Here is a 21760-nt window from a genome sequence, read left to right as displayed (position 1 = left end):
GGAGGACAATTAATGGACCATCAAATAAAAACGACTGCCATCATAGGAATGGGCGCGCTGGGAATGCTCTATGCAAGTCAGATCAGTTCTGTATTGGGATCTGATGCTGTATACTTCCTTGCAGACCAGAAACGAATCGAACGCTATAAAAAAATGACTTTTACAATTAACGGAATTCCCTGGTCCTTTCCGATAAAAGCTCCTGTAGACGCAGATCCTGCAGATCTCATAATTATAGCAGTCAAATACAGCACTCTGCCTTCAGCTCTTGAAACGATGAAGCACGCTGTCGGTCCTGATACCACAATTATTTCAGTTATGAACGGAATTGACAGCGAAGCTATCGCAGGTAATCACTTCGGAGATGAAAAAGTGCTCTATTGTATCGCCCAGGGTATGGATGCCATGAAATTTGATTCTAATTTAACCTATACACGATCAGGAGAATTGTGTCTTGGAACCAGAATAAAGGGTCAGGAACATCGTCTGAGAGCCTTAACCAGATATTTTGATTCTGCCGGTATCGCCTATCGTACCGAAAACGATATTCTAAAACGGCTTTGGGGAAAATTCATGTTAAACGTGGGAATTAATCAGACCTGCTTGGCATATGAGGCCAATTATGCCCAGGCCCTCACTCCGGGCAGGATTTATGACACGTTAATCGGAGCCATGAGAGAAGTAATTTCACTTTCACAAAAGGAAGGCATTAACCTTGCGGAAAGCGACCTGGAATCTTACATAGAACTCTTAAAAACTCTTTCACCCGAAGGCGTTCCCTCCATGCGCCAGGATGGCATCGCCCGCAGGCCATCGGAGGTTGAGATGTTCTCAGGCACAATACGCAGACTCGCTGCCAAACATGGTCTTTCCGTCCCTGTTAATGACATGCTTTATGAAAAGATAAAAGAATTGGAAGCATCCTATTGATCAATAAGGAATGCGCGGCCAGTCAGCCGCGCATTTCTTATTGAATCCCGGTTTCTTCAATCCCCAGGTCCATGCTTCCAGACCGGAACCCTTCTAAATCCAGAGTAATATATGCAAATCCCAGCTTTTTTAAGTAAGATATCACAATCTCCCTGTCTTTTAAAACACTTTCAAACGAATCCTGATCCACTTCAATCCGCAAAATATCCTTATGAAGCCGCAGCCGCACATTTCCCCTGAAACGGGAGCGGAGAAATTCCTCCCCTTCACCGATTCTGCTTAAGATATCGTAATCTATTTCCGTATTATACGGCAGCCTGGTCGCCATGCAGGGAGCTGATGGCCGTTTTGCAACAGAGATTCCATATTCCCCTGCCAGCGCCTTGACCTGCGCTTTCGTAATATGAAGCTCTGCCAGAAGACTAATGATACCCAGTTCTTTTAACGCCCTGATCCCCGGGCGGTACACATGCATATCATCCTCATTGGTCCCATCCATAATAACAGGAATCGCTCTTTCTCCCGCAAACTCCTTCAGACTCTGAAACAGCTTTTTCTTGCATAAATAACATCTGTCCACAGGATTGAAACGGATTTCCTCCTGTTCCAGTTCATCTACAGTAATTATTTCGTGAATGCCCCCCAGCTCTTTTGCTACTTCAGAAGCGATCTCCAGATCACAGGAGGGATGCAGTCTGCTGTCAAATGTAACAGCATATACTTTTTTTCCTGTTATTTTCACCGCCTCCGCTGCTGCCTTCAGCAATAGACTGGAATCAACCCCGCCGGAAAATGCAAGACAGATGTCCTCTCTGGCATATTCCTTCATAGCCTGCTCAAGTTTTGATTTGAGATTCTGCAAATTTTCATCCATGTGATCTTATCCCTCCTTTTGAAGAATACGGTAAACAGTCTGGTAGTCCAGTCCGCTCTTTTTGCAGAGGTTTTTCACACTTTCATATTCCGGATAGCAGAATTCCCTGTCTTTATATTGACAGACTTTTACCTCTGCTTCTCCCCACTGTGTCATAACCGTTCTTTTTTCACGAGAGAGAACCGTTCTCTCAACAGCATATCTTCTGATGCCTATGGTCGTTGTCTGAATAAAAAGGATCTCTTCCATAAAATCTATCTGGTTTTTTTTACAAATAACCGAAAGCATATAGGCAGGCCGGTTCTTTTTCATAAAGATGGGGGTATACCACACATCTGCAGCGCCTGCATCAAGCAGAGACTCCATAGCAAGCCCAAGCGCTTCACCTGTGCTGTCATCAATGTTGGATTCCAGAACCCACATCTCATCTCCTGCTGACGTTTCTTCTTCAGTAAGAATCATGGCACGCAGGACATTGGCCTGTTTAAATTCCTTTTTCCCTGCTCCCATGCCAGTCTTTAAAATCCGGCAGGAGGACGGAAGCTCGTCATCTGTCTTTAAGGCCGCCGCAATCGCCGCACCAGTTGGCGTGACCATCTCTCCGTCATTGTCCGTCATACGCAGTTTTAAACCGTGTGCAGATGCGATATTGACTGTAGCGGGAACAGGAACCGGAATAACTCCATGCTGACACCGGATGCTTCCGGATCCCTCTGCCAGAGGGGAAACAATGATTTTATCCACTCCCAGATTATCTACGCAGACAGCCGTGCTGATAATATCAATAATCGAGTCAATCGCTCCAACCTCATGGAAATGTACTTCATTCAAAGGAATACCATGTGCTTTTGCCTCCGCCTCTGCTACAATATCGAACATCTGTCTTGCCATCGCCTTTACCCGCTCACTGGCTTCCAGCCGGTCTATGATCTCATAGATGTCTGCAATGTTCCGATGCTCGTGAGTATGCCCGTGGCTGTGCTCATGGCTATGCTCATGCTCATGGCTGTGGTTATGCACCGCATCTGTTTCCAGATGAACATCAAAATCATAAGCATCCAATCCGCACTTTTTAGTTCTTCCAAAATGAAGATGATATCCACTTAATTTAAGACTCTCCAGCGTTTTAACCAGGACCTCTTTATCGGCTCCCAGGTCCAGAAGAGCTCCCACCGTCATATCACCGCTGATTCCTGAATTACATTCTAAATATAGTATTTTTTTCATTTATCTTACCGCCAGTCGATTAATCTGTGTTGCAATGTATCCCGCTCCATAACCATTATCAATATTTACAACAGAAATACCATTAGCACAGGAGTTGAGCATGGTTAATAATGCTGACAAGCCGTGAAAGCTGGCTCCGTATCCTATCGATGTAGGCACCGCAATCACCGGGCAGTCCGCCATTCCTGCAATTACCGTTCCAAGAGCGCCTTCCATCCCTGCTACCGCTATGATACAACTGGCCTGTCCGATCCGGTCCCGGTTAGAAAGCAGACGGTGAATGCCTGCCACACCAACATCATAAATCCGGTCCACAAACGATCCGAAGTACTCTGCAGTCTGGGCTGCTTCTTCCGCAACGGGTATGTCTGCAGTTCCTCCCGTGCAGACTGCCACACATCCCTTCCTTAATTTATCCTTTTTCTCCACTTTCAGAATCCTTGAAATGGAATCATAGGTAACTTCCGGTACAACAGCCTTTACCAGTTCAAACTGCTCTTTCGTAGCCCTGGTTCCAAATACTTCCCCATCACGCTCAAAAAATTTTCTATATATTTCCACCAGATATTCATCTGGTTTTCCCTGGCAGAAGACAGTTTCCCCAAAGCCTGAGCGAAGTGCCCGGTGATGATCCAGTTTGGCATATCCCAAATCTTCATAGGGAAGGTCCTTTAAGATCTTCTGTGCCTCATCTACCCCCATCTCACCGGTTCTAACCAGGTTAAGCATTTCTTTAATGTCCATCCCTCTCACCTTTCCTCTGCTGCACCCAATAAACGCTTAAAACAGCTTTTTTAGTAGTATATCCCGAATATAGCCCCCATATTTTTCCTTTGTTAAAACCACCTCATACCCCTGTCTGATTATATTGTTTCTACTGTAGGAATTATCCGGATGAACTGTACACATCAGATACCTGTATCCCATTTTTCGTAAATCAGCTTCTCCCCGCTGCATCAGGGCATACTGCAGCCCATTTCCTCTGTATGCAGGAAGGATTGCAACCGATTCCATATGCGCCACTTTTTCCAATTCTACACCGGCAAGTTCTATATCCCTGCCTAAATTTTCTTCCTTCATTCCAGGAAAAGAGACAATGAAAATTCCAGCAGCCGTTTTGGTATCCATTTCTATTGCTTTATAGCCCAGACCATGATTCCCGCATAAGATACGAGTTGTATATTCTATGTCATCCGCCACAAACCACTGCTTATCATTGATGCCTTTCCAGACTCTTTCAATGATATCTGCCATAACAGCAGCATCTGTTTCATTTGCACGCTCAATCTTGAATTCCATTCGCTCCCTTTCTGTCAGGGAATATGTACGGGAGGAACAACCATCCCGACCCTGACAATTTTGGCCCTCCCCAGAGGAATTTCCACAGCGCCATATCCCTGTATGTAACTATAAATTCCAGCGCAAAGCAAGATCAAAATAATACAAAGCACAATCAGCATGACCTTATTATACGTTTTTTTATCATCCATACTGCTCCTCCTACCCATTCTTTGTAAACCGGCACCGGGGATAATTGGTGCAGCCATAAAATACACCAAACCGGCCATTTCGTTTCTTTAATAATCCACCACACTGAGGACATGTAAAAACCTCTTCCGTCCCGGACAGCTTTCCCATCTGTTCATAACACTGCTGATTCATCGTGCAGTCATTAAGTGCCCGGTGGGCTCCCTCCGTTGATATGTTAAAATGTGCAGAGATATCTGTAAGCCGGTGCCGGTACAGCTGCGGAAGGCGTTCTCTTGCCATAAATAAGGTATCTATATAATCATTTGGTAATGAAACTCCCATCAGTTCCCCGGCTGCCCTGTATAAAAAACGCAGATCAAACGACTGAATATTATGTCCCACCAGAACTTCTCCGCCTATAAAAGAAAGAAAATCCGGAAGAACCTCAGAAAGAAACGGCACCTCTTTCACCATCTCATCCGTAATGCCGTTAATTTTTGTTGCTCCTGCCGGAATATGTGTGCCTGGATTAATTAACTGGTTAAACTCTTCTGTAATTACATGATGTTTCACTTTCACTGCAGATATCTCTATGATGGAGTCTTCCTGAGTATCCACTCCCGTTGTCTCCAAATCAAATACTACGTAATCTTCTATGTATTGGTTCAAACGTCTGCCTGTCAGCTCTGTTGCAGCCATAGTTGCCTCCATTTCTGTATGTTACAGGACTTTAATCCTTATATCCGTTGTATCATTTCTATTATAACGTTTTACGCTACGTTCATCAAGTCAAAAAACAGCACCCCTGTTAAAAGGAATGCTGATCCGTACCTCTGTTATGAAATTAATAGTCATCCCTTTACTGCTCCAGCCATCATTCCCTGAATGAAATATTTCTGAAATGCTACAAAAAGCAGAAATATCGGAATAACAGAAAAAACAGATCCTACGATAAGAAGACTGTAATTATCCCCATAAGGATTAATCAGTGTATTCAGACCTAAAGTAAGAGTATACTTCTGTGAAGACCTGATTACAAGAAGCGGCCACAAATAGTTGTTCCAGGCGTTCATTCCGTTTAATATGGCCATAGCTGAAAAGGCCGGTTTCATCAGCGGGATAATTAATCTGTAAAAAATCCCGTACTCTGTGGCCCCGTCAATTCTCCCTGCTTCTATTAAAGAGGCAGGAATACTGAGCAGATACTGACGGAAGAAAAATATGGTTGAAGCATGAGCAAGGAACGGAAGGATGATGGCAGCGTAATTATCCATCAGCTTCCATGAGGATATCTGCTTATACAAAGGCAGCATAACCACTTCCAGAGGGATGGATAAGATTAAAAGCACCAGAATAAACAGGAACTTTTTCCCCTTAAAATCATAAGCAGCAAAACCATACCCTACAAAAGAGCTGATCAGCAGGGTTCCGAATACGGTGAATACAGTTAAAATAATGCTGTTAAAAAACCATCGCCAGTATTCATGCTGACCAAAAAACAAAAGAGTATAATTATTAAGATTCATACCGGAAAGGTGAATGTCTAAATTCAGGCCGTATTGAAGAAGATCCTCTCCAGGTTTAAAGCTGGCTATGAAAAGAACCCAGACAGGAAGAAAAATCCCTGCAGCAAGAAGGGTAAAAAACAAATAGAAAACAAGTGTAACAGTGCGGTGTGTCGTGCTTTTATTCATATCAGTCCCTCCCCTCTTTAAATGTTCCGGTAACCTTAAGCTGGACTAAATTTACCGCCATAACCACAAGAAGGAGAATAAAGCCTACCGCACATGCATAGCCCAGGGCCCGTTTTTCCACTCCCTGTCTGTAAAGATACCCTACGATAGTCAACCCAATGTTATTAGGTGAATTATTTCCTTTAAACAGCATATTACTCTCCAGGAACATGGAAAGACCTGCATAAATGCTGATTGTCAGCACATAGACCGTTGTGGGTTTCACAAGAGGAACTGAAATTTTAAGAAACTGCTGCCAGCCGGAAGCCCCGTCAATGGAAGCGGCCTCATACAAATCAGAAGGTATGCTCTGCAAACCTGCCAGAAAATAGAGAATATTTACTCCGGTCCATCTCCAGCATGCCAGCAATAGCAGAGCAAAGAAGCTGGTTCCTGCACCCTTGAGCCATTTTACCGGACTCAATCCAAAAAATCCCAGCACCTGGTTAAAAAGAGAGGTTGTGGATTCTCCAAACATAAGCCGGAAAATGGTACCTGCAACCACTACAGAGGTAAGTGCCGGTATAAAATATACTGATTTGAAAAATTCAGTTTTCTTAATCCATCTGCTGTTTAGCATGGCTGCAAAAAGCATGGGGAATGGAATCAGCAAAACCAGGGTCCCTGTCATGTATTTAAAACTGTTCCAAATTGCTTTTCTGAAAATCTTATCTGTCACCAGTCTGGAATAATTATCAAACCCCACCCATTTGTTTTTTAATACATCCTCAAAGCTCAAAACCAACCCGTTGCAGACAGGAAGCATCCAGAAAATCAGCACTGTAATTACAAAAGGGCAGATGAACACATAAGGAGCTATTTTTTTTGAATAGAAGAATTTCTTCATTTTGTCCCCCTTCCGGTCATGTTACTGATACAGCAGCCGCAGGGCTGTCATTCCCTGCGGCATTGCTGGTCTTTATTTTTTAAATTCATTATTTAAAGTTTCCTGGGAAGACTCAAGAACTTGTTTCACATCTATACCATCTTCAAAAATACTGTTCAAGGTAACCGTACATAATTCATTGTTGATGGAAGGATATTTTTCATCCGTATAAGCCCTTAAAAGTCCAATGCTGTCCTTTTTCTCTAACAGAGTATCAAAAGGATAATTGGTAAAATACTGGATAAATTTGTTATCTGGATTCTGGGTCAGTGTCTTATCTGTCCATACAGCGGTATTAACAGGATCAAATCCAAGTACATTCCATACCTCACGGTTGGATTCTTCGGAAAGCTTGATGTAAGCCATAACCTCTGCAGCCAGCTGGGCATTCTTACCAGATTTAACAATTGCTGTGCCGGTTCCGCCTCCGCCAATTGTTGCTGTTTCTTTATCATCTGTATTCCATACAGGTACAGGTGCAATGGCAACCTGCTTATTTAAATCCTTCATGTAATTTACAAATCTGGACGTCTGCCAGAATGGCATGATCTGTACTGCATATTCTCCGGAATTATAAGAGGGATATGCTTCCTCATTATCAGGCTGTCCGCCAGGAACCGTTGCAAAGGCCCCTGTTTCCTGCATTCCTTTTATGTATTCCAATACTTCTGTCAGTTCAGGGCTGTTAATGTTTAAATTTCCATTTTTATCCACATAATCTCCGCCCTTTTGTGCCAGCATCAGGTTGACCATCCAGGAAGCCGATGTTTCCACACAGGAAAAATATTTTCCTGTAGCTTCATGGTACTTCACTCCTGCTTCCTTAAACTGATCCCAGGTTTTAATATCCTGATAGTTGATTCCTGCGTCCTTTAATAGTTTTTCATTGTAAAATGCCACTGTGGTACCAACGTGGGTGGGGAGACCATATTCCTTACCATCCTTAGAATAAATTTCCAGCCTGGACTTTACAATGTTATTACGGTAAGGATCAATCACATCATTCAGTTCCATTAACCCGATATCTCCAACCATAAAAGCCGGAAATTTACCAAGCTCGATATCCACTATATCCGGAGCTCCCTCTCCCGATTCCAGTGCCAGTGAAAGCTTGTTATGCATATCATCATACTGCATGTTGCTTAACACCAGCTTAACCTTTTTATCGGGGTGCGCTTCATTCCACTTTTCAGCCATGTTGACATAAAAATCCTGGTGAAGTTCGATAAACGTCCAGACATTTAATGTAGTCACGTTATCGCCTGCCACCTCCATTGCCTTTTTTCCGGCAGAAGCTCCCTTGCTGCCCGCTTCGCCATTTGCACTGCTGCATCCGGCAGCCAAAAACACTGCCATAGCCGCACATGCAACAGCCCCCAATACTTTTCTTCTCATGTTTGAATCCTCCTTTTAAATTCTTTGATATCAAGACAGATCCTGCCATCTGTATGATTCTAAAAAAGTCCCCCCAGGAGAGTGCGCCGGCTTATTAAACGTTTTATATGTATTTTATTTAAACCAGCATTTTCATGTGTTTCTGTTTAATTTTCAACTGTTTTTGCATGAAATTCGTTAAATATAATTGCATACTAACACATCAAAACACTCATGTAAAGTATTTTTGCATAATTTTTATTACTTTTTAATCGTTTAACTATGTAATATTACACATTTTACAGTCAAATCCTGTCTTCTTTTGTGATTTTCCGTAAAAAAAAGAACGTCTATCCTTTTATAACTGATAAACGCCCTCATAATTACAAACTCCGGGGAATATCCTTCACAGATTTTCTGACCAGAAGCGTGCAGTCCAGTGCACAGACATTCTCCTCCTCCTGCTCCAGCTGTCTGCCGCCAAGAAGCTCAATCAACCATTTACTTGCCTTATATCCAATATCGTGGAGAGGCAGGCTGACTGTCGTCAAGGGTGGGTGATAGTATCCTGACAGTTCTCTGTTATCATATCCGGCTACGGATATCTCACTGCCTATGGTCTGTTTTAATTCCTCCGCTCTGTCGTAAACTCCGCCTGCCATCAGATCATTCATGGCAAATATGGCAGAGACTCCTTTCTCTATCAGTTCACTGGCGCATCGGTACCCGGATTCTCTTGTCCAGTCCCCTTCTGCTACAAGTCCAGGATCATAAAGAATTTTATTTTGAAAAAGAACCTGCTGGTATCCCACCAGTCTGGCCTGGGCATGAAGGCTGTCCGGCTTTCCGGTTATTACCCCAACGTTCCTGTGTCCATGGTCCAGAATGTGCTTTACAATTTCGGCTGCTCCGCTGATATCATTCACCACAACCGACGGGATCCTGCTGCTTTTGGAATACCCATAAGCCATCACTGTAGGAATGGGCAGATCATCCGGTATACAGCGGATAACCCGTTCATGAGCTGCCACGTAGATAATCCCTTCCACTTGTTTTTCCATGAGCTTTTTTATTTCCTGTCTGACCAGTCCATAATAATCCTCTTTATTGTAGTAAGTATCATTGTATTTTTTAAACAGTCTTAAATTAGTCAGCAGAATCTGATATTCCTGGTTCTGGCAATATTCTGTAATCCCGTCAATAATATCTGGTATGCTGAATATTGTCATATCTTCTGCGATTACACCGATACTTCTGGTTTTTTGCATCTTCAAATTTTTTGCCACAATATTAGGCGTATAATTTAACTGTTCTGCCATTTCCAAAACCAGCTTCCTGGTTTTTTCACTTGCTCCGGGTTTGTTATTTAATATATTGGAAACGGTAGCCACTGATACGCCGCAGCACTTTGCAAGCTCCTTAATTGTTGCCATTATTTCCTCCAGTGATCTTTTGTATTATTAACTCAAATTTTTAATTATTTGTCAACCTATAAATGTTAAACGTTTTACAAAAGCGTTTTTTTTATAATTCAGTTTCATTCATCCTTATATATTGACATTTTTTTATATTTTTGTTACCATGTTTTAGTATAGACTTATGAGAAGGAGTTTATAAAACAATGAAAAAATTAATATATTCTTTAAACAGCAGAATACTAGTGTTTTTTGCAGCAGGTATGATTCTCATACTGTTCTCTTTCTCTGGTTTTATCACATCTTTTCTCCCTCCTGTCACCTTCGAAGATCTTTTAGAAGGGAAAGAAATTAAAACAGGGAGCCACATAGAAGGGGATGTGGTCTATGCACTTGACTATTTTGCATCTGATAATACTTACGAAAAAAGCAGCGAAGGAATCATCATTCCCAGGAAAAATTCGGGAAATTATTATATTATTCCGTTCAATAGCGGATATCTGGGGCTGAAAACTGACAGAAGCCATAATATGGCATTTGACAAGCTGACAAAGGAAACTTATGCGTTTCTCAAAGGGGGACCAAAGCCCAGTTTTAAAATATTTATTGACGGTGAAATCATTCCTATGGATCGGAATCTTATTCCCTATTTTCATAGCTATTTATCTCAGGCAGGATACAGTAAAGAGGAGATAAGTGCAATGGGCTCTCCTTTTCTAATACGTCCCAGAGCCTTTCTTATTAATCGTATTTTATTCACAGCAGGCATTGTACTTCTTTTATTCTCAGCCGCAATCTTCAGGAAGATATACAGACGTTTCTGCATATTAGAAGAATTTTCCAAAGATATGCCGGTAGCATGAACAAAAAGAAGATGCAGACAACGGAATCGGCTGAATTCCCGCTGCCTGCATAAAGATTTTCGTAAGATAGGTTTTAAATTAGATAAGAACTGCCGAGGAAGAATCCACAAATAAATTTGTTTCACTTCTGTTACATTAACAATAGCATTTGCAGCCAGCCCTGACAATGGGGTGTGCGTTTTTTGCCATTTTCATTGCGTTTTTCGTTTTACTTACACCAGCAGGTTATAAAATTCTAAAAATATCCGGTATTCTTTTTGAAACATCTTCTTTCTGTTATGGCTGACATACAGAATATCTCCATTGATTATTTCCACCTTTTCACCTTTTACAGATCTGACATGATGCATATTTATGATATTATGACGACTGATCCGGACAAACCACTCTTTAGGAAGCTTTCTTTCTTCTTCATTCAATCTTGCTTTTATTCGAATTCTTCCTTCTTTTAGCATGAGACTTGTTTTCCTTTCATAGGATTCCAGATAATAAATTTCCCTGATCATAAAAGCAAAAAATTTACCATTAAAAAAAGCAGAATATTTCATTTTTTCCAGATCCGCCATACTCCTGTTTTTCGGATATAATACGATTAAATCCGTCCTTTCATCAATCAAAAAGGCTATTCTCATAATTTCCCCCCCTGTAAATCTGTTATGACAAATTGCCATTAATATATTTATAACTCAAAAAGGAACTGAAAGAAACCATGAATATTTCCAACAGAATTCTCCACACTAAAACAATGAGATTCCTAACCGCACTGAAAGGAGATAAAATATGAAATCTGAAAAAAATGAAAAAGCCACAAAATCTTCCGACCGTATCACAGCAAAAAATAATTATGATATTGATATTCAAGCCTGTTCCACTACCGATTTAACCGGACTGATTCCTTCAGAACCGGTATCAGAAGATGAACTGGAATCATATCAGGAGCTCTACCCTTATCTGCCAAAAGCAAGGGTAAAAGATAATAAACAGTAATCTCACAAAAAAACCCAGCCAGAATATCCATAAGATATCCGTCTGGGTTTTCCTCTTTATCTTCCTGTTTCAATAATGGCATTCACAATATCCATATAATCACTGCAGTATCGCTGATACATCGGCTTTACCGCATTCTGGAATTTCTGTTTTTCTTCCGGCGATAACTCTATAATCTGACAACCCGCCAACCGGACCTCTTCCTCTGATTCCTTCTCCCGTTCAGACCACAGCTTTCTCTCATATTCTGCTGACTCCAATGCACATTCTTTGATGATCTTCCGGTCTGCTTCAGACAGCTTGTCCCAGGTCGGCTGAGAGCAAAGCTGCATTTCCGGAACGCGGTTATGCTCGTCAAGCGTGTAATATTTTGCCACCTCATAGTGACTGGTAGATTCATAGGACGGCCAGTTATTCTCTGCACCGTCAATGGCACCAGTCTGCAGCGCAGAATAAACTTCTGCATAAGGCATGGGTGCCGGACTTGCTCCCAGGGCTTCCACCATTCCAATCATCATTTCTGACTCCTGAACGCGGATCTTAAGCCCCCTCATATCCTCCAGCTTTCTGATTGGACGTACCGAACTGTAAAAGTTTCTGGCGCCTGCGTCATACCAGGACAGAGGAACCAGATCAGAGCCTTCAAAGGAATTCATGAAGTCCTCTCCAATCTTCCCGTCAAGTACCTGCCACATATGGTCTGCATCCCGGTAAAGATAGGGCAGCTGAAGTACATTCAGTTTCGGAACAAACTCGGCCAGTGGGGAGAGGGATATCCGCATAAAGTCAATTCCCCCAAACTGCAGCTGCTCGCATACAGACTTCTCATCCCCTAATATCCCGCCTGCCTGGATATTAATTAAGATCCTTCCGTTGGTTTTCTGACTGATCAGTTCCGCAAACTTATAAGCTCCCTGCGTGGTAGGATAATCTTCCGCCTGATTTTCAGCATAGGTAAATACAAATTCCGGGCTTTCCCACATCCCTTTTCCTGTTCCCTCCACTGCTGTCCTGTCACTGGATGAGCTTCCATTCGCAGCAGTTTTGCCTGGGTTTTTGCAGCCTGAAAGAGCTACCGCCATACCGGCAGCAAGTAACAAACCTAGTAGTTCTCTTCTCATATAGCCCTTCCTCCTAACTTATTTCTTGTTAAATATGCTCATACGGTATTCCGTGGGACTGATACCTGTTACCCGCTTAAATACCTTGGCAAAATAATTGGAATCATTATAACCTACGGCCTCACCAATCTCTTTTATATTTACCATCGGTTCTTTTAAGAGTTTTTTGGCGGCTTCCACTCTGCATTCTGTTAAGTATGTTGTAAAATTTTTATCGAAACACTGTTTAAATAATTTACAGAAATAGGCCTCTGAGTAATTCATCACCCTTGCAACCTCCTGCATGGACAGCTCCCTGACATAATTCTCTTCCATGTAGGTACGTATGGCTTCAGCCACCTTATGGAGTCTCACCTGTCCTTCGCCTGTATTCAACTCAGCAGCCGGTTTAAAAAGAGCAGATTCCACCATCTCTGGCACTTCCTCTTCTTTCTCTTCCAGCTCCGCCTTGTCAGCGAGACGCATCGCCTCATCCAGGACACTGATCAGTTCCTCTTTCTTACAGGGTTTTAACAGATAGTCAAGAACCCGGATTCCAATGGCTTTCTTTGCATAAGAGAAATCATCAAAAGCGGTCAGAAAAATAATACTGCACTGTTTTTTCCTGCGCCGCATCTCCTGTGCCGCTTCAATTCCATTAATTCCAGGCATCTCTATATCAAGCACCGCAATCTGTATATCGTGCTCATCAAACAGTTCCAATGCCTCCCGTCCATTTTCCGCCTGCCAGATGTTACACTGGTCTCCCAGTTCCTTTGTCAGTGTTTTATACAGTACCTTTCTTTCTATTAATTCATCATCTGCAATCAATACCCGATACATATAAGCTCCCTCTTTACAGTCTGACCGGTATGGTAAGAAGGACTGCTGTTCCATGCCCCTGTCTGCTGTATATTTGAAAATCACCATCATCGTACATACGATGAATTCTCTGGTAGATATTACCTGCTCCGATTCCTACCCTGGAAGTGGAATGAACAGCCAGCGCCTCTCTCAGTTCATTTAAGTTCTCCTCGCTCATTCCTACCCCAGTATCTGCAACCGATATAATCACTTTCTGGCCCTTTTCCCATATCCTTATGCGTATGCTTCCCCCCACTTCCTTCTTTGAAATGCCGTGTATTACCGCATTCTCTACCAAAGGCTGAAGCGTAAAAGTAGGTACCATAATCCGGCTGCTGTCCACCAGGCACTGGATATCATAATGCAGTCTGCTGCCAAAACGCATCTGCTGCAGATACATATAATCGCTCACGACCTGAAGCTCTTTCTTTAACAACACCTCCGATTCAGGAGTCTTTAAGTTGTACCGGAACAAATTGCCCAGACACTCAATCATACGTTCAGTTGTACCTGCATCCTCCAGCTTCGCCATACAGGAAATCATATTTAAGGTGTTAAACAGAAAATGGGGATTAATCTGGTTTTTTAACAGTTCCAGCTTAACGGCATCAAGCCTTTTTTCTATCTCCATTTTTTCTATCTCCTCTTTATGCAGGAGATCTGCCATTTCATTTTTCTCTTTCAGAGTGGTAATATACTGACTGGTTGCATGTTTCATCTTATTGAACGCTCGGACGAGTTCTCCGATCTCATCCTGATTTTCCACTATCACATCCTCATTGCTGAAATCATTCCCTGCTATTTTCCTGGATATACACGCCAGGCGAACGACAGGAACTACCATATCACGGTGCATCATACGGCTGACGTAATAGGTTGCGCTGATACTCAATACAGCCAGAACCAGGATTACTACTGGAAAACGGTACAAAATCGGTACCTTGGCATGATAAGCGTCTGTACCTTCCCTTAACGTACTCTGAACCAGACGTTTCCCGTAGTCCGAAAGATAATCCTGCATCCGGTAAATCCGATACAGTTCGTTGATATACTGGGTAATAGAAAATCCATTTTCATCTTTACCCATAAGAAATAAATCCCGAAACTTACTGTAGTTCTCATATCCATTTCGAATCGACCAGGTTATGGAATACCGCTCTTTGCCCACCCTGTCATAGTCAAAAGGCAGCTCAGATACACTTCGTTTCGTCCGGTTGCATGCGGACTCATACAAGGTCCTGCTCTCATCGGAACGGTCTCTCACATAATTTTTAAACGCTGTGGCTTCTTCCTCCATAGCTGCCTGATAATCATGGCACATGGAATTATCCTCCAGAATCTGATTGAATCCATTTAGCGCAAAATCCAGTATTACAATATTAAATATAATGGAAAGTGCCACGATCAGAATGACCATGGCTGCGATTGTCTTAATCTTCTGCTTTAACGTAAAAGAAAGCCACTTCTCATGCAGCTTTTTTGTCCCCCATAGTCCCACGTTCACCGCATTCCCCTCTCTTTTTATACTCCCATATCATTTTGGAAAGTAACCAGCTTTTATTATTATAGCAGATTTTATATATTTATGCACCTGTAGATTATCATCTTAACAGAACCCTATTCAAAGCAAAAAGCGCTGTCGCACTAATTACTTAGTATGACAGCACCCTATTCGTTGTTTGATAATCTGTTACTTTTTAGTGAAGACGGAACTTACTCATTAACTCCCGTAAATTCTCTGCCTGACCAGAAAGTTCTTCACTGGCTGCAGCACTTTGCTCTGCTGTGGCAGAGTTGCTTTGAACTACTGAAGAGATCTGCTCGATTCCCACGGTTACCTGTGTCACCTTATCACTCTGCTGCTGCAACTCATCAGCAGACTTTTCAATGGCAGTAACCATACTTCTTGTCTCCATAAGAATGCTATTTAATGATTCTCCTGTGGAAGAAGCCACTCCGGTTCCCTTCTCGACTGCTGCAATGGTATCAGAAACCAGGCTTGAAGTATCTTTTGCTGCATTGGCACTCTTGCCTGCCAGGTTACGCACCTCATCGGCCACTACTGCAAAACCTTTTCCTGCTTCTCCTGCCCTTGCTGCCTCAACTGCTGCATTCAGTGCAAGAATATTGGTCTGGAAGGCAATATCTTCAATCAGTTTATTAACCTTCTCAATCTCTTTGGATTTCTGACTGATCTGACCCATGGACTGCATCATAACCTGCATCTGTGCATTGCCGTCTTCCATGGCTTTACCAACCCTGCCGGCCTGGTTATTGATTCCCTCTACTGTCTTAGCTGTACTTAAAAGACTATTTGATATTTCATTAACGGATGAGGATAATTCCTCAACAGATGCAGCCTGCTCCACTGCGCCCTGGCTTAAATTCTGCGCTCCCTGGGATACCTGGGCACTGCCCTTTGCAACTTCATCTGCAGATACATTAATTGTCTCCATTGTTTTTGAAAGCATATCTTCCGCCTTACGTACCGCATCCTGAATCACAACATAATCGCCGTTGAAATCCATAGATTCAGAGGTGCTGAAATCACCAGATGCAATCTTGTCCATAGATGCTGCAATGGTGTTGTTATACTTTCTGACACTGGTTACATAATTGCCGATTTCCTCTGCCAGCTGTCCAATCTCATCTTTCCGTTTGACAACCGGTACATCACTGGTTAAATCACCGTTTGACAGAAGCTTCATTCTGTCTGCAATTGCAGAAACCGGACCTGCGATGGACCCTGCAAACCAAAATGCCAGGAAGCAGCCTACAACGATGGATATTATAAGAAGAATTACCATTCCAGCTATTACTGTATAAATAGATGTAGTGGTCTCATTAATCGGAGCAACCACTCCAAGTGACCAGCCGTCACTGCCGCTTACCGGACTATAATAGCAGTATCTGCTTATGCCCTTATATTCATATTTTCCAACGTCTGTTGCACCGGAAGTTATCTTTTTAAACATCTTCCCAATTGAGGAATAAGAAGAATCACTCTTTGATTTCTCAATCATGTTATTTCGCTGCTGTACAAGATCTGCATCATTACCGGCAATTAACGTACCGGTACTGTCTAAAAGAAATGCATTGCCGGTCTTGCCAATTTTGAAATCTTTAATCAGATTGCTTAAAATTGCACCGTCATAGGTTCCAACCAGAATTCCGAAATCATAGGGCGTTGCCACTCTGATTACCAGTTCATTGTTGCTGTCGTATTCTGTCGTTGAAATAGTGGTCTGTCCGTTTAATGCTTTTGTTATGTAATCCACTCCTGCAAAGCTGTCACCGATGTGATCTCCGCTGGCGGTACGTGTAACAACGCCTTCCTTACTGATTACTGCCAGGTCTTTATAACCATAGAGAGTACACTGATTGTTTAAGTATTCTGTAACTACTCTGGAGTTAATTGACTTTAAGCTTCCCCCCTGAGCACTTGCCTCGATGCTGACTTTCATCTGGTCTAAATTCTGCACTACTAAATTGTTTACCAGCTTTCCGGTAGATTCCAGATCACTTTTTACGACATCTGTAATACCGCTAAAACTTACTGAAATACTGACAATCATATTGGTCACGGATAGCCCAAGAATGATTGCAATAATAAACATCAGCATCTTCATCTTAAGCGATTTTACGGATAGCTTTGCCTTAATTGATGTTCCCACATTCTTTGTCTTTCCCTGACCAGTCCTTTTTGTCTTTTGGGTTTTCCGATTCCACTTCTTATCCCCCGGTGTCTTCATAGTCTTATGCTCCTTGTCTCATCAATGGTAATATAAACCATGACATTTATTAAATGGTTTGTTATATTATACGATATTTTGTAACTATTTGTCAACGTATCCATAAATTGACATTAGAATTTTATTTATCTTTTTATTGACAAATGTCTATAATCTTATAAAAAAAAGATATCCCTCTCCTTTTTTCACTAAAGGATAAGATATCTTTTTACAATTTAAGTTCCAGAACTAACGAAAAAGAGTCTGAATCAATGCCATGTAAAACACGGTCCCTCCTCCAATACTAAGCATCGAATTCCCCTTCCATACGTGTAATACTGCAATGACACCAATGGAAAGAATCTCCGGCAGGCCATAAGGACGGGCTGTAAAAGAGATCCCTCTCAAACAGTAAACCACCAGCAGACCTATGGTAGCATAAGGCAGAGTATTACTTAGGTAAGTAACATATCTGGGTGTCTTCTTTCCTGCAGGGAAAAAAAGGAAAGGCAGAAACCGGGTGAATAATGTCGCTCCAATCATAGCCAGAGTAATGAGGATGTAATTTATGTAATTTTGTTTCAAATCGGTTCCTCCTTATCTTTTCTTTTCAGATAGCCGATGGTAATAACAGATAAAATCATCAGCATGGCAGGTATAATAAAAACATCCTTACCAAAAATCAAAACACATATAACAGAAGAAAAAACACCAGTCAGTTCTGCCCTTCGGTTCTTTCTGGCTTTCCACTGATCAATAAAAATCACCGTAAACAGAGCAGTCAGGGCGAAATCCATTCCGGCAGTGTCAAACCGGAGCATGGCTCCTGCAGCTGCACCCAAAAGAGTCCCCATAACCCAGTAGAACTGGTCCAGTAAAGAAATAAAAAAATAAACCCAGTCTCCCGGAAGATGATCGGGAACCTCTTCACTACAAAGAACTGAGAATGTCTCATCTGTTAACGAAAATATCAGATAAGGTCTGAACTTCCCCGCTCCTTTTAATCGATCAAGCATGGACAGTCCGTAAAACAAATGCCTTGCATTGAGCATTACGGACATCAATAACGCGTACCATGGATTAACCGCAGCAGTAAAAAATGTAATTCCAAGATACTGCAGGCTTCCCGCATATACAAAAACGCTCCATAAGAGCGCCCACACAATGCCAAAGCCATTCACTCTCATTAAGATTCCAAATGCTGCGCCTAAAACAAGATACCCAGCCATAACCGGGACTGTTTTCGGAAAAGCATATTGTAATGCCTCCATACGTTTATGTTGTTTTTTCATCATCACGTTCCTGTCATTTTTGATTGCTTTTTTCCAGCATATTTTTTATTATATTAAAGTACTAAATTCTATTTGTCAATAATATATTGTGGCTAGATTTATGCAGGAAAAAAGCAGTGCAAAAGAAGAATACACTCCTACCTTTGATTTGGAAGGGCTTGATGACTGATTCACAAATAGATAGGGATATCGATTGACTGATGCTCACCGATATCCCTATCTATTTATCTCGTCCATTGGAATTGATACCTCTTTTCCGTCATGTTTCCTTACAAGTAACCTATGTACCAACATGATCTATATAAATTTTTTACGCTCTCCGTTGCTGCAAACCAGCTTCTATAATATAAAACTATCTTTTATTTATTGATTCATCTCATTACAAATCACGAAATTCGTATCCGCTGGTTATTCACATCGGCAGATTGTGGGGCCTTTGTTTCATCTTTTCAAATGAAACGAGTCTGCTCTTTCTGGTGGACTGTACCTCCTTTCGTTAAATTTTCCTCTTCTTTGTAACTCTGGTTTCCCTTTGTTATGTCATAATTATAGCGGAACGCCCTATATTTGTCAATATATTTTTATTTATTTTATAATTAAATTGATAATTATCGAGTTGTATGCATTAATTTAGATTTAATATGCATTATTGTATTTAAAAACAGAATATATTTTTAACTCAATTAAAACAATAATTGTTGTTTTCTGTCGAAAAAGAGAAAACGCAGAGCAAAAGTAACTCCATTGCTCTGCGTTTTTCCACTATTCTTTTCTCAAACGGAACCGTTCCACTAATTCACGCATTAACTGGGCTTGTCTGGATAACTCCTGACTGGATACTGCACTTTCTTCCGCTGTTGCAGAATTATTACGGACAGCCAGTGATATCCGGTCAAGCTCCTTCGTTATCTCCTCCACAGCTCTGGCTTCTTTTCCCGCTGCAGCAGAGATCGAATCTACTGCTTCCACTGCCATTGCTGAGTCCTCTAATACCCTCATCATGGACTGAACCGTTTCATCAAGAAGGCTGTTTCCATTCTCAACGGCCGTCATAGAGCTCTGAATAAGATCGGTTGTATTCTTTGCCGCCTCCGTACTTTTGGCTGCCAGATTCCTTACTTCACCTGCTACCACTGCAAAACCTTTTCCAAATTCTCCTGCTCTTGCTGCTTCAATAGCGGCATTCAAGGCCAGTATATTGGTCTGGAATGCAATATCTTCTATCACTTTAATAATTTTTTCAATCTCACCAGAGGATATACGGATTTGATCCATGGCCTTTGACAAGTTCTGCATGGACATATCACAGTTTACCACTTCCGTTCCGGTCTGCTGAACCTGGAAGGAAACTTCTCCTGCTTTTTCAGCCAGCTTCTTAATATTCCCGGAAACATGGTTGACAGATCCTGACAGCAGTTCTACGGTTTTTTCCTGAGTGTCTGCTCCATCTGCCAGAACCTGGGACCCTTCTGCTACCTGACCGGAGCTTGCTGCCACCTGGCCGGCCGACTGGTTTACCTCATACATAACCGCATTTAAATTCAATGTGATTTTTTTAACAGCTTCTTCCAGCTTAAAGAAATCTCCGGAAAGTCCCATATCCACATCTAAATCCAAATGGTTTTCTGCAATTTCATGAAGTGCCAGGGAAATCCGGTCAATTATGGTTTTTAAGTTGGACGACATCCGTTCAAAGGATTGGGCTGTCTGACCGATCTCATCTCCCGAATCCACACCAGAAAAACCGCTTAAGTTTCCATCTGCAATCTGTTCCGCTGCTTCAGATAATTTATGTAAGGGTTTTAACTGCTTTGTTATAACAACAGTAATCATAAACAGAATCATGATCATCGCCGCCACGGATATAACAGCCATCAGGGTAGCCATACGCTCCGCCTCACGGTTCATATCCCGGGCATTGACGGCCGTAACAGAATACCAGATGGCACCATTTAACTGAATCGGTTCAAAAAAGTAATAAACTTCTCCTTTTTTATTCCCGTCAATTACATGGAATGCTTCTCCTGCTGCTGCACCTGCTTTTATCCCGTCTTTACATGACTGGGTAGTTACAAAATCAGAAACGTTGGTCCCGGCAAGCCCTTTTCCCGTACTTTCAGATATGATGGTTCCGGCTTCATTCAGAATAAATGTATACATGCTTGGATAAGATGCGGCTGTTTTCGCCTGGCTAAACCGGTCCAGTCCCACATCAACGGAAACCACACACAGAGTCCGGCCATTGACAATTACCGGTACAGCCATGGTAATTATCATCTCACCGTTTGATTCATAAGGTTCCGTAATGACTCTTTGCCCCGTCTCAAGAGCCTTTTGATAATAGTCTTTTATGGAATAATCTTCGTAGTTACCGCTGCTGGTCACATTCCCATCCTGGCCGGCATGAATACCATAGCTTCTGGCTGCTGAACTTAACCCATACTGCTCGAACAAAATACTGATTCCCTTAATATCCTCGGAATACATAATGGAAGACCGAATGGTGGAAGCCATATAATCCTCAATTCTCATACCATTGGTGTCCAGTGTTACTTTGTCAGAAACGCGGCTTTTATAAAATGGTTCTGCCGTATTACCCGCCTTGATCCTCAGATCCAGCATCAGCTTTCGGTTGTCAGATGAATTCTCCAGATAATAGGTAATCCGGTTGGAAACCTGCTGTGCTGTATCAAAAATCTGTTGAATATCCTTTCCATTTTCTGATGCAAGCGTTTTTAGTTCTCCGAAAGCTGACTGCTGCATTGCCCGTTTTGTCATTCTGGATGTAATACCTATTAATATACCAAATACCACCACCAGCATGATTCCCGCCATGCATGCAATCCTGGTTGAGAGATGGGTAAACTTCACCCTGCTTTTTACCCGTATTTTTTTCTTTTTATCTAACCGTTTCCACATATTACGTAATCCCCCTTCCGCAGCATGTCTGTATCTCTACCAGATTATACCATATTTATACAATAATTGTAATGTTTTTTTGATATTTTTCATAA

At 41.9% G+C, this 21760-nt stretch carries 21 protein-coding genes; 3 read left to right on the top strand and 18 right to left on the bottom strand.

The genetic code is table 11. From position 1 onward, the window contains the following. The first annotated feature begins 12 nt into the window (after positions 1–12). Entirely contained in the window at positions 13–930 is a 918-nt protein-coding gene (locus tag RZO55_RS06780) for a ketopantoate reductase family protein (protein ID WP_318063523.1), read from the top strand. Positions 931–967: 37 nt separating this feature from the next. On the opposite strand, the gene larE is transcribed toward RZO55_RS06780, so the two are convergent. The 10 genes from larE to RZO55_RS06730 all read right to left on the bottom strand — a co-directional run bounded on the left by larE (position 968) and on the right by RZO55_RS06730 (position 9927). Further along, the gene (gene larE / locus RZO55_RS06775) at positions 968–1804 is read right to left on the bottom strand and encodes an ATP-dependent sacrificial sulfur transferase LarE (RefSeq protein WP_318063522.1); all 837 of its coding nucleotides are present in this window, start codon (positions 1802–1804) and stop codon (positions 968–970) included. A gap of 6 nt (positions 1805–1810) precedes the next feature. Continuing rightward, the gene (larC, locus tag RZO55_RS06770) at positions 1811–3031 is read right to left on the bottom strand and encodes a nickel pincer cofactor biosynthesis protein LarC (protein ID WP_318063521.1); all 1221 of its coding nucleotides are present in this window, start codon (positions 3029–3031) and stop codon (positions 1811–1813) included. After that, a complete protein-coding gene (gene larB, locus RZO55_RS06765; RefSeq protein WP_318063520.1) occupies positions 3032–3775 on the bottom strand; it encodes a nickel pincer cofactor biosynthesis protein LarB in 744 nt (247 codons plus the stop codon). It lies immediately after the preceding gene. A 36-nt stretch (positions 3776–3811) separates the two neighbouring features. After that, a complete protein-coding gene (locus RZO55_RS06760) occupies positions 3812–4330 on the bottom strand; it encodes a GNAT family N-acetyltransferase (protein WP_318063519.1) in 519 nt (172 codons plus the stop codon). A 14-nt stretch (positions 4331–4344) separates the two neighbouring features. Beyond that, the gene (locus RZO55_RS06755) at positions 4345–4521 is read right to left on the bottom strand and encodes a hypothetical protein (RefSeq protein ID WP_318063518.1); all 177 of its coding nucleotides are present in this window, start codon (positions 4519–4521) and stop codon (positions 4345–4347) included. A gap of 10 nt (positions 4522–4531) precedes the next feature. After that, positions 4532–5200, bottom strand: a complete 669-nt coding sequence (locus RZO55_RS06750) for an exonuclease domain-containing protein (RefSeq protein WP_318063517.1) — start codon at positions 5198–5200, stop codon at positions 4532–4534. A 152-nt stretch (positions 5201–5352) separates the two neighbouring features. Continuing rightward, positions 5353–6195, bottom strand: a complete 843-nt coding sequence (locus RZO55_RS06745) for a carbohydrate ABC transporter permease (RefSeq protein ID WP_318063516.1) — start codon at positions 6193–6195, stop codon at positions 5353–5355. Between the two features lies 1 nt (position 6196). Beyond that, the gene (locus RZO55_RS06740; RefSeq protein ID WP_318063515.1) at positions 6197–7081 is read right to left on the bottom strand and encodes a carbohydrate ABC transporter permease; all 885 of its coding nucleotides are present in this window, start codon (positions 7079–7081) and stop codon (positions 6197–6199) included. A gap of 72 nt (positions 7082–7153) precedes the next feature. After that, on the bottom strand, positions 7154–8515 hold the full coding sequence (locus RZO55_RS06735) for an ABC transporter substrate-binding protein (protein WP_318063514.1): 1362 nt from the start codon (positions 8513–8515) through the stop codon (positions 7154–7156). A gap of 362 nt (positions 8516–8877) precedes the next feature. Continuing rightward, positions 8878–9927 carry a LacI family DNA-binding transcriptional regulator gene (locus RZO55_RS06730; protein WP_318063513.1) on the bottom strand — a complete coding sequence of 350 codons (1050 nt, stop codon included), beginning with the start codon at positions 9925–9927 and terminating at the stop codon, positions 8878–8880. Positions 9928–10115: 188 nt separating this feature from the next. Here RZO55_RS06730 and RZO55_RS06725 point away from each other — a divergent pair, with 188 nt between their 5' ends. Beyond that, on the top strand, positions 10116–10772 hold the full coding sequence (locus RZO55_RS06725) for a DUF6709 family protein (RefSeq protein ID WP_318063512.1): 657 nt from the start codon (positions 10116–10118) through the stop codon (positions 10770–10772). 212 nt (positions 10773–10984) lie between these two features. On the opposite strand, the gene RZO55_RS06720 is transcribed toward RZO55_RS06725, so the two are convergent. Further along, positions 10985–11404 (bottom strand): LytTR family transcriptional regulator DNA-binding domain-containing protein, encoded by a 420-nt coding sequence (locus tag RZO55_RS06720; protein ID WP_318063511.1) that lies wholly within the window; start codon positions 11402–11404, stop codon positions 10985–10987. 148 nt (positions 11405–11552) lie between these two features. Here RZO55_RS06720 and RZO55_RS06715 point away from each other — a divergent pair, with 148 nt between their 5' ends. After that, the gene (locus tag RZO55_RS06715) at positions 11553–11759 is read left to right on the top strand and encodes a hypothetical protein (RefSeq protein WP_318063510.1); all 207 of its coding nucleotides are present in this window, start codon (positions 11553–11555) and stop codon (positions 11757–11759) included. A gap of 56 nt (positions 11760–11815) precedes the next feature. Here RZO55_RS06715 and RZO55_RS06710 read toward each other — a convergent pair whose 3' ends face one another. The 7 genes from RZO55_RS06710 to RZO55_RS06680 all read right to left on the bottom strand — a co-directional run bounded on the left by RZO55_RS06710 (position 11816) and on the right by RZO55_RS06680 (position 21665). Then, entirely contained in the window at positions 11816–12880 is a 1065-nt protein-coding gene (locus tag RZO55_RS06710; protein WP_336624270.1) for a TRAP transporter substrate-binding protein, read from the bottom strand. Positions 12881–12898: 18 nt separating this feature from the next. Beyond that, positions 12899–13702, bottom strand: a complete 804-nt coding sequence (locus RZO55_RS06705; RefSeq protein ID WP_318063509.1) for a response regulator transcription factor — start codon at positions 13700–13702, stop codon at positions 12899–12901. Positions 13703–13715: 13 nt separating this feature from the next. After that, positions 13716–15227, bottom strand: a complete 1512-nt coding sequence (locus RZO55_RS06700) for a sensor histidine kinase (RefSeq protein ID WP_318063508.1) — start codon at positions 15225–15227, stop codon at positions 13716–13718. Between the two features lie 193 nt (positions 15228–15420). Beyond that, positions 15421–17475: a methyl-accepting chemotaxis protein gene (locus RZO55_RS06695; protein WP_318063507.1), complete on the bottom strand. Its 2055-nt coding sequence runs from the start codon at positions 17473–17475 to the stop codon at positions 15421–15423. A 228-nt stretch (positions 17476–17703) separates the two neighbouring features. Further along, entirely contained in the window at positions 17704–18039 is a 336-nt protein-coding gene (locus tag RZO55_RS06690; protein WP_318063506.1) for a branched-chain amino acid transporter permease, read from the bottom strand. Beyond that, on the bottom strand, positions 18036–18749 hold the full coding sequence (locus RZO55_RS06685; RefSeq protein WP_318063505.1) for an AzlC family ABC transporter permease: 714 nt from the start codon (positions 18747–18749) through the stop codon (positions 18036–18038). Before RZO55_RS06685 ends, RZO55_RS06690 begins: the two co-directional genes overlap by 4 nt. 759 nt (positions 18750–19508) lie before the next feature. Further along, positions 19509–21665, bottom strand: a complete 2157-nt coding sequence (locus RZO55_RS06680; RefSeq protein WP_318063504.1) for a methyl-accepting chemotaxis protein — start codon at positions 21663–21665, stop codon at positions 19509–19511. Between the last annotated feature and the right edge of the window lie 95 nt (positions 21666–21760).

Origin of the sequence: Clostridium boliviensis (genome assembly GCF_033342255.1) — a bacterium.
Lineage (GTDB): Bacteria > Bacillota > Clostridia > Lachnospirales > Lachnospiraceae > Lacrimispora > Lacrimispora boliviensis.
Note: the sequence above shows the minus strand (reverse complement) of the source record. Positions and strands in the feature narration are given on the sequence as shown.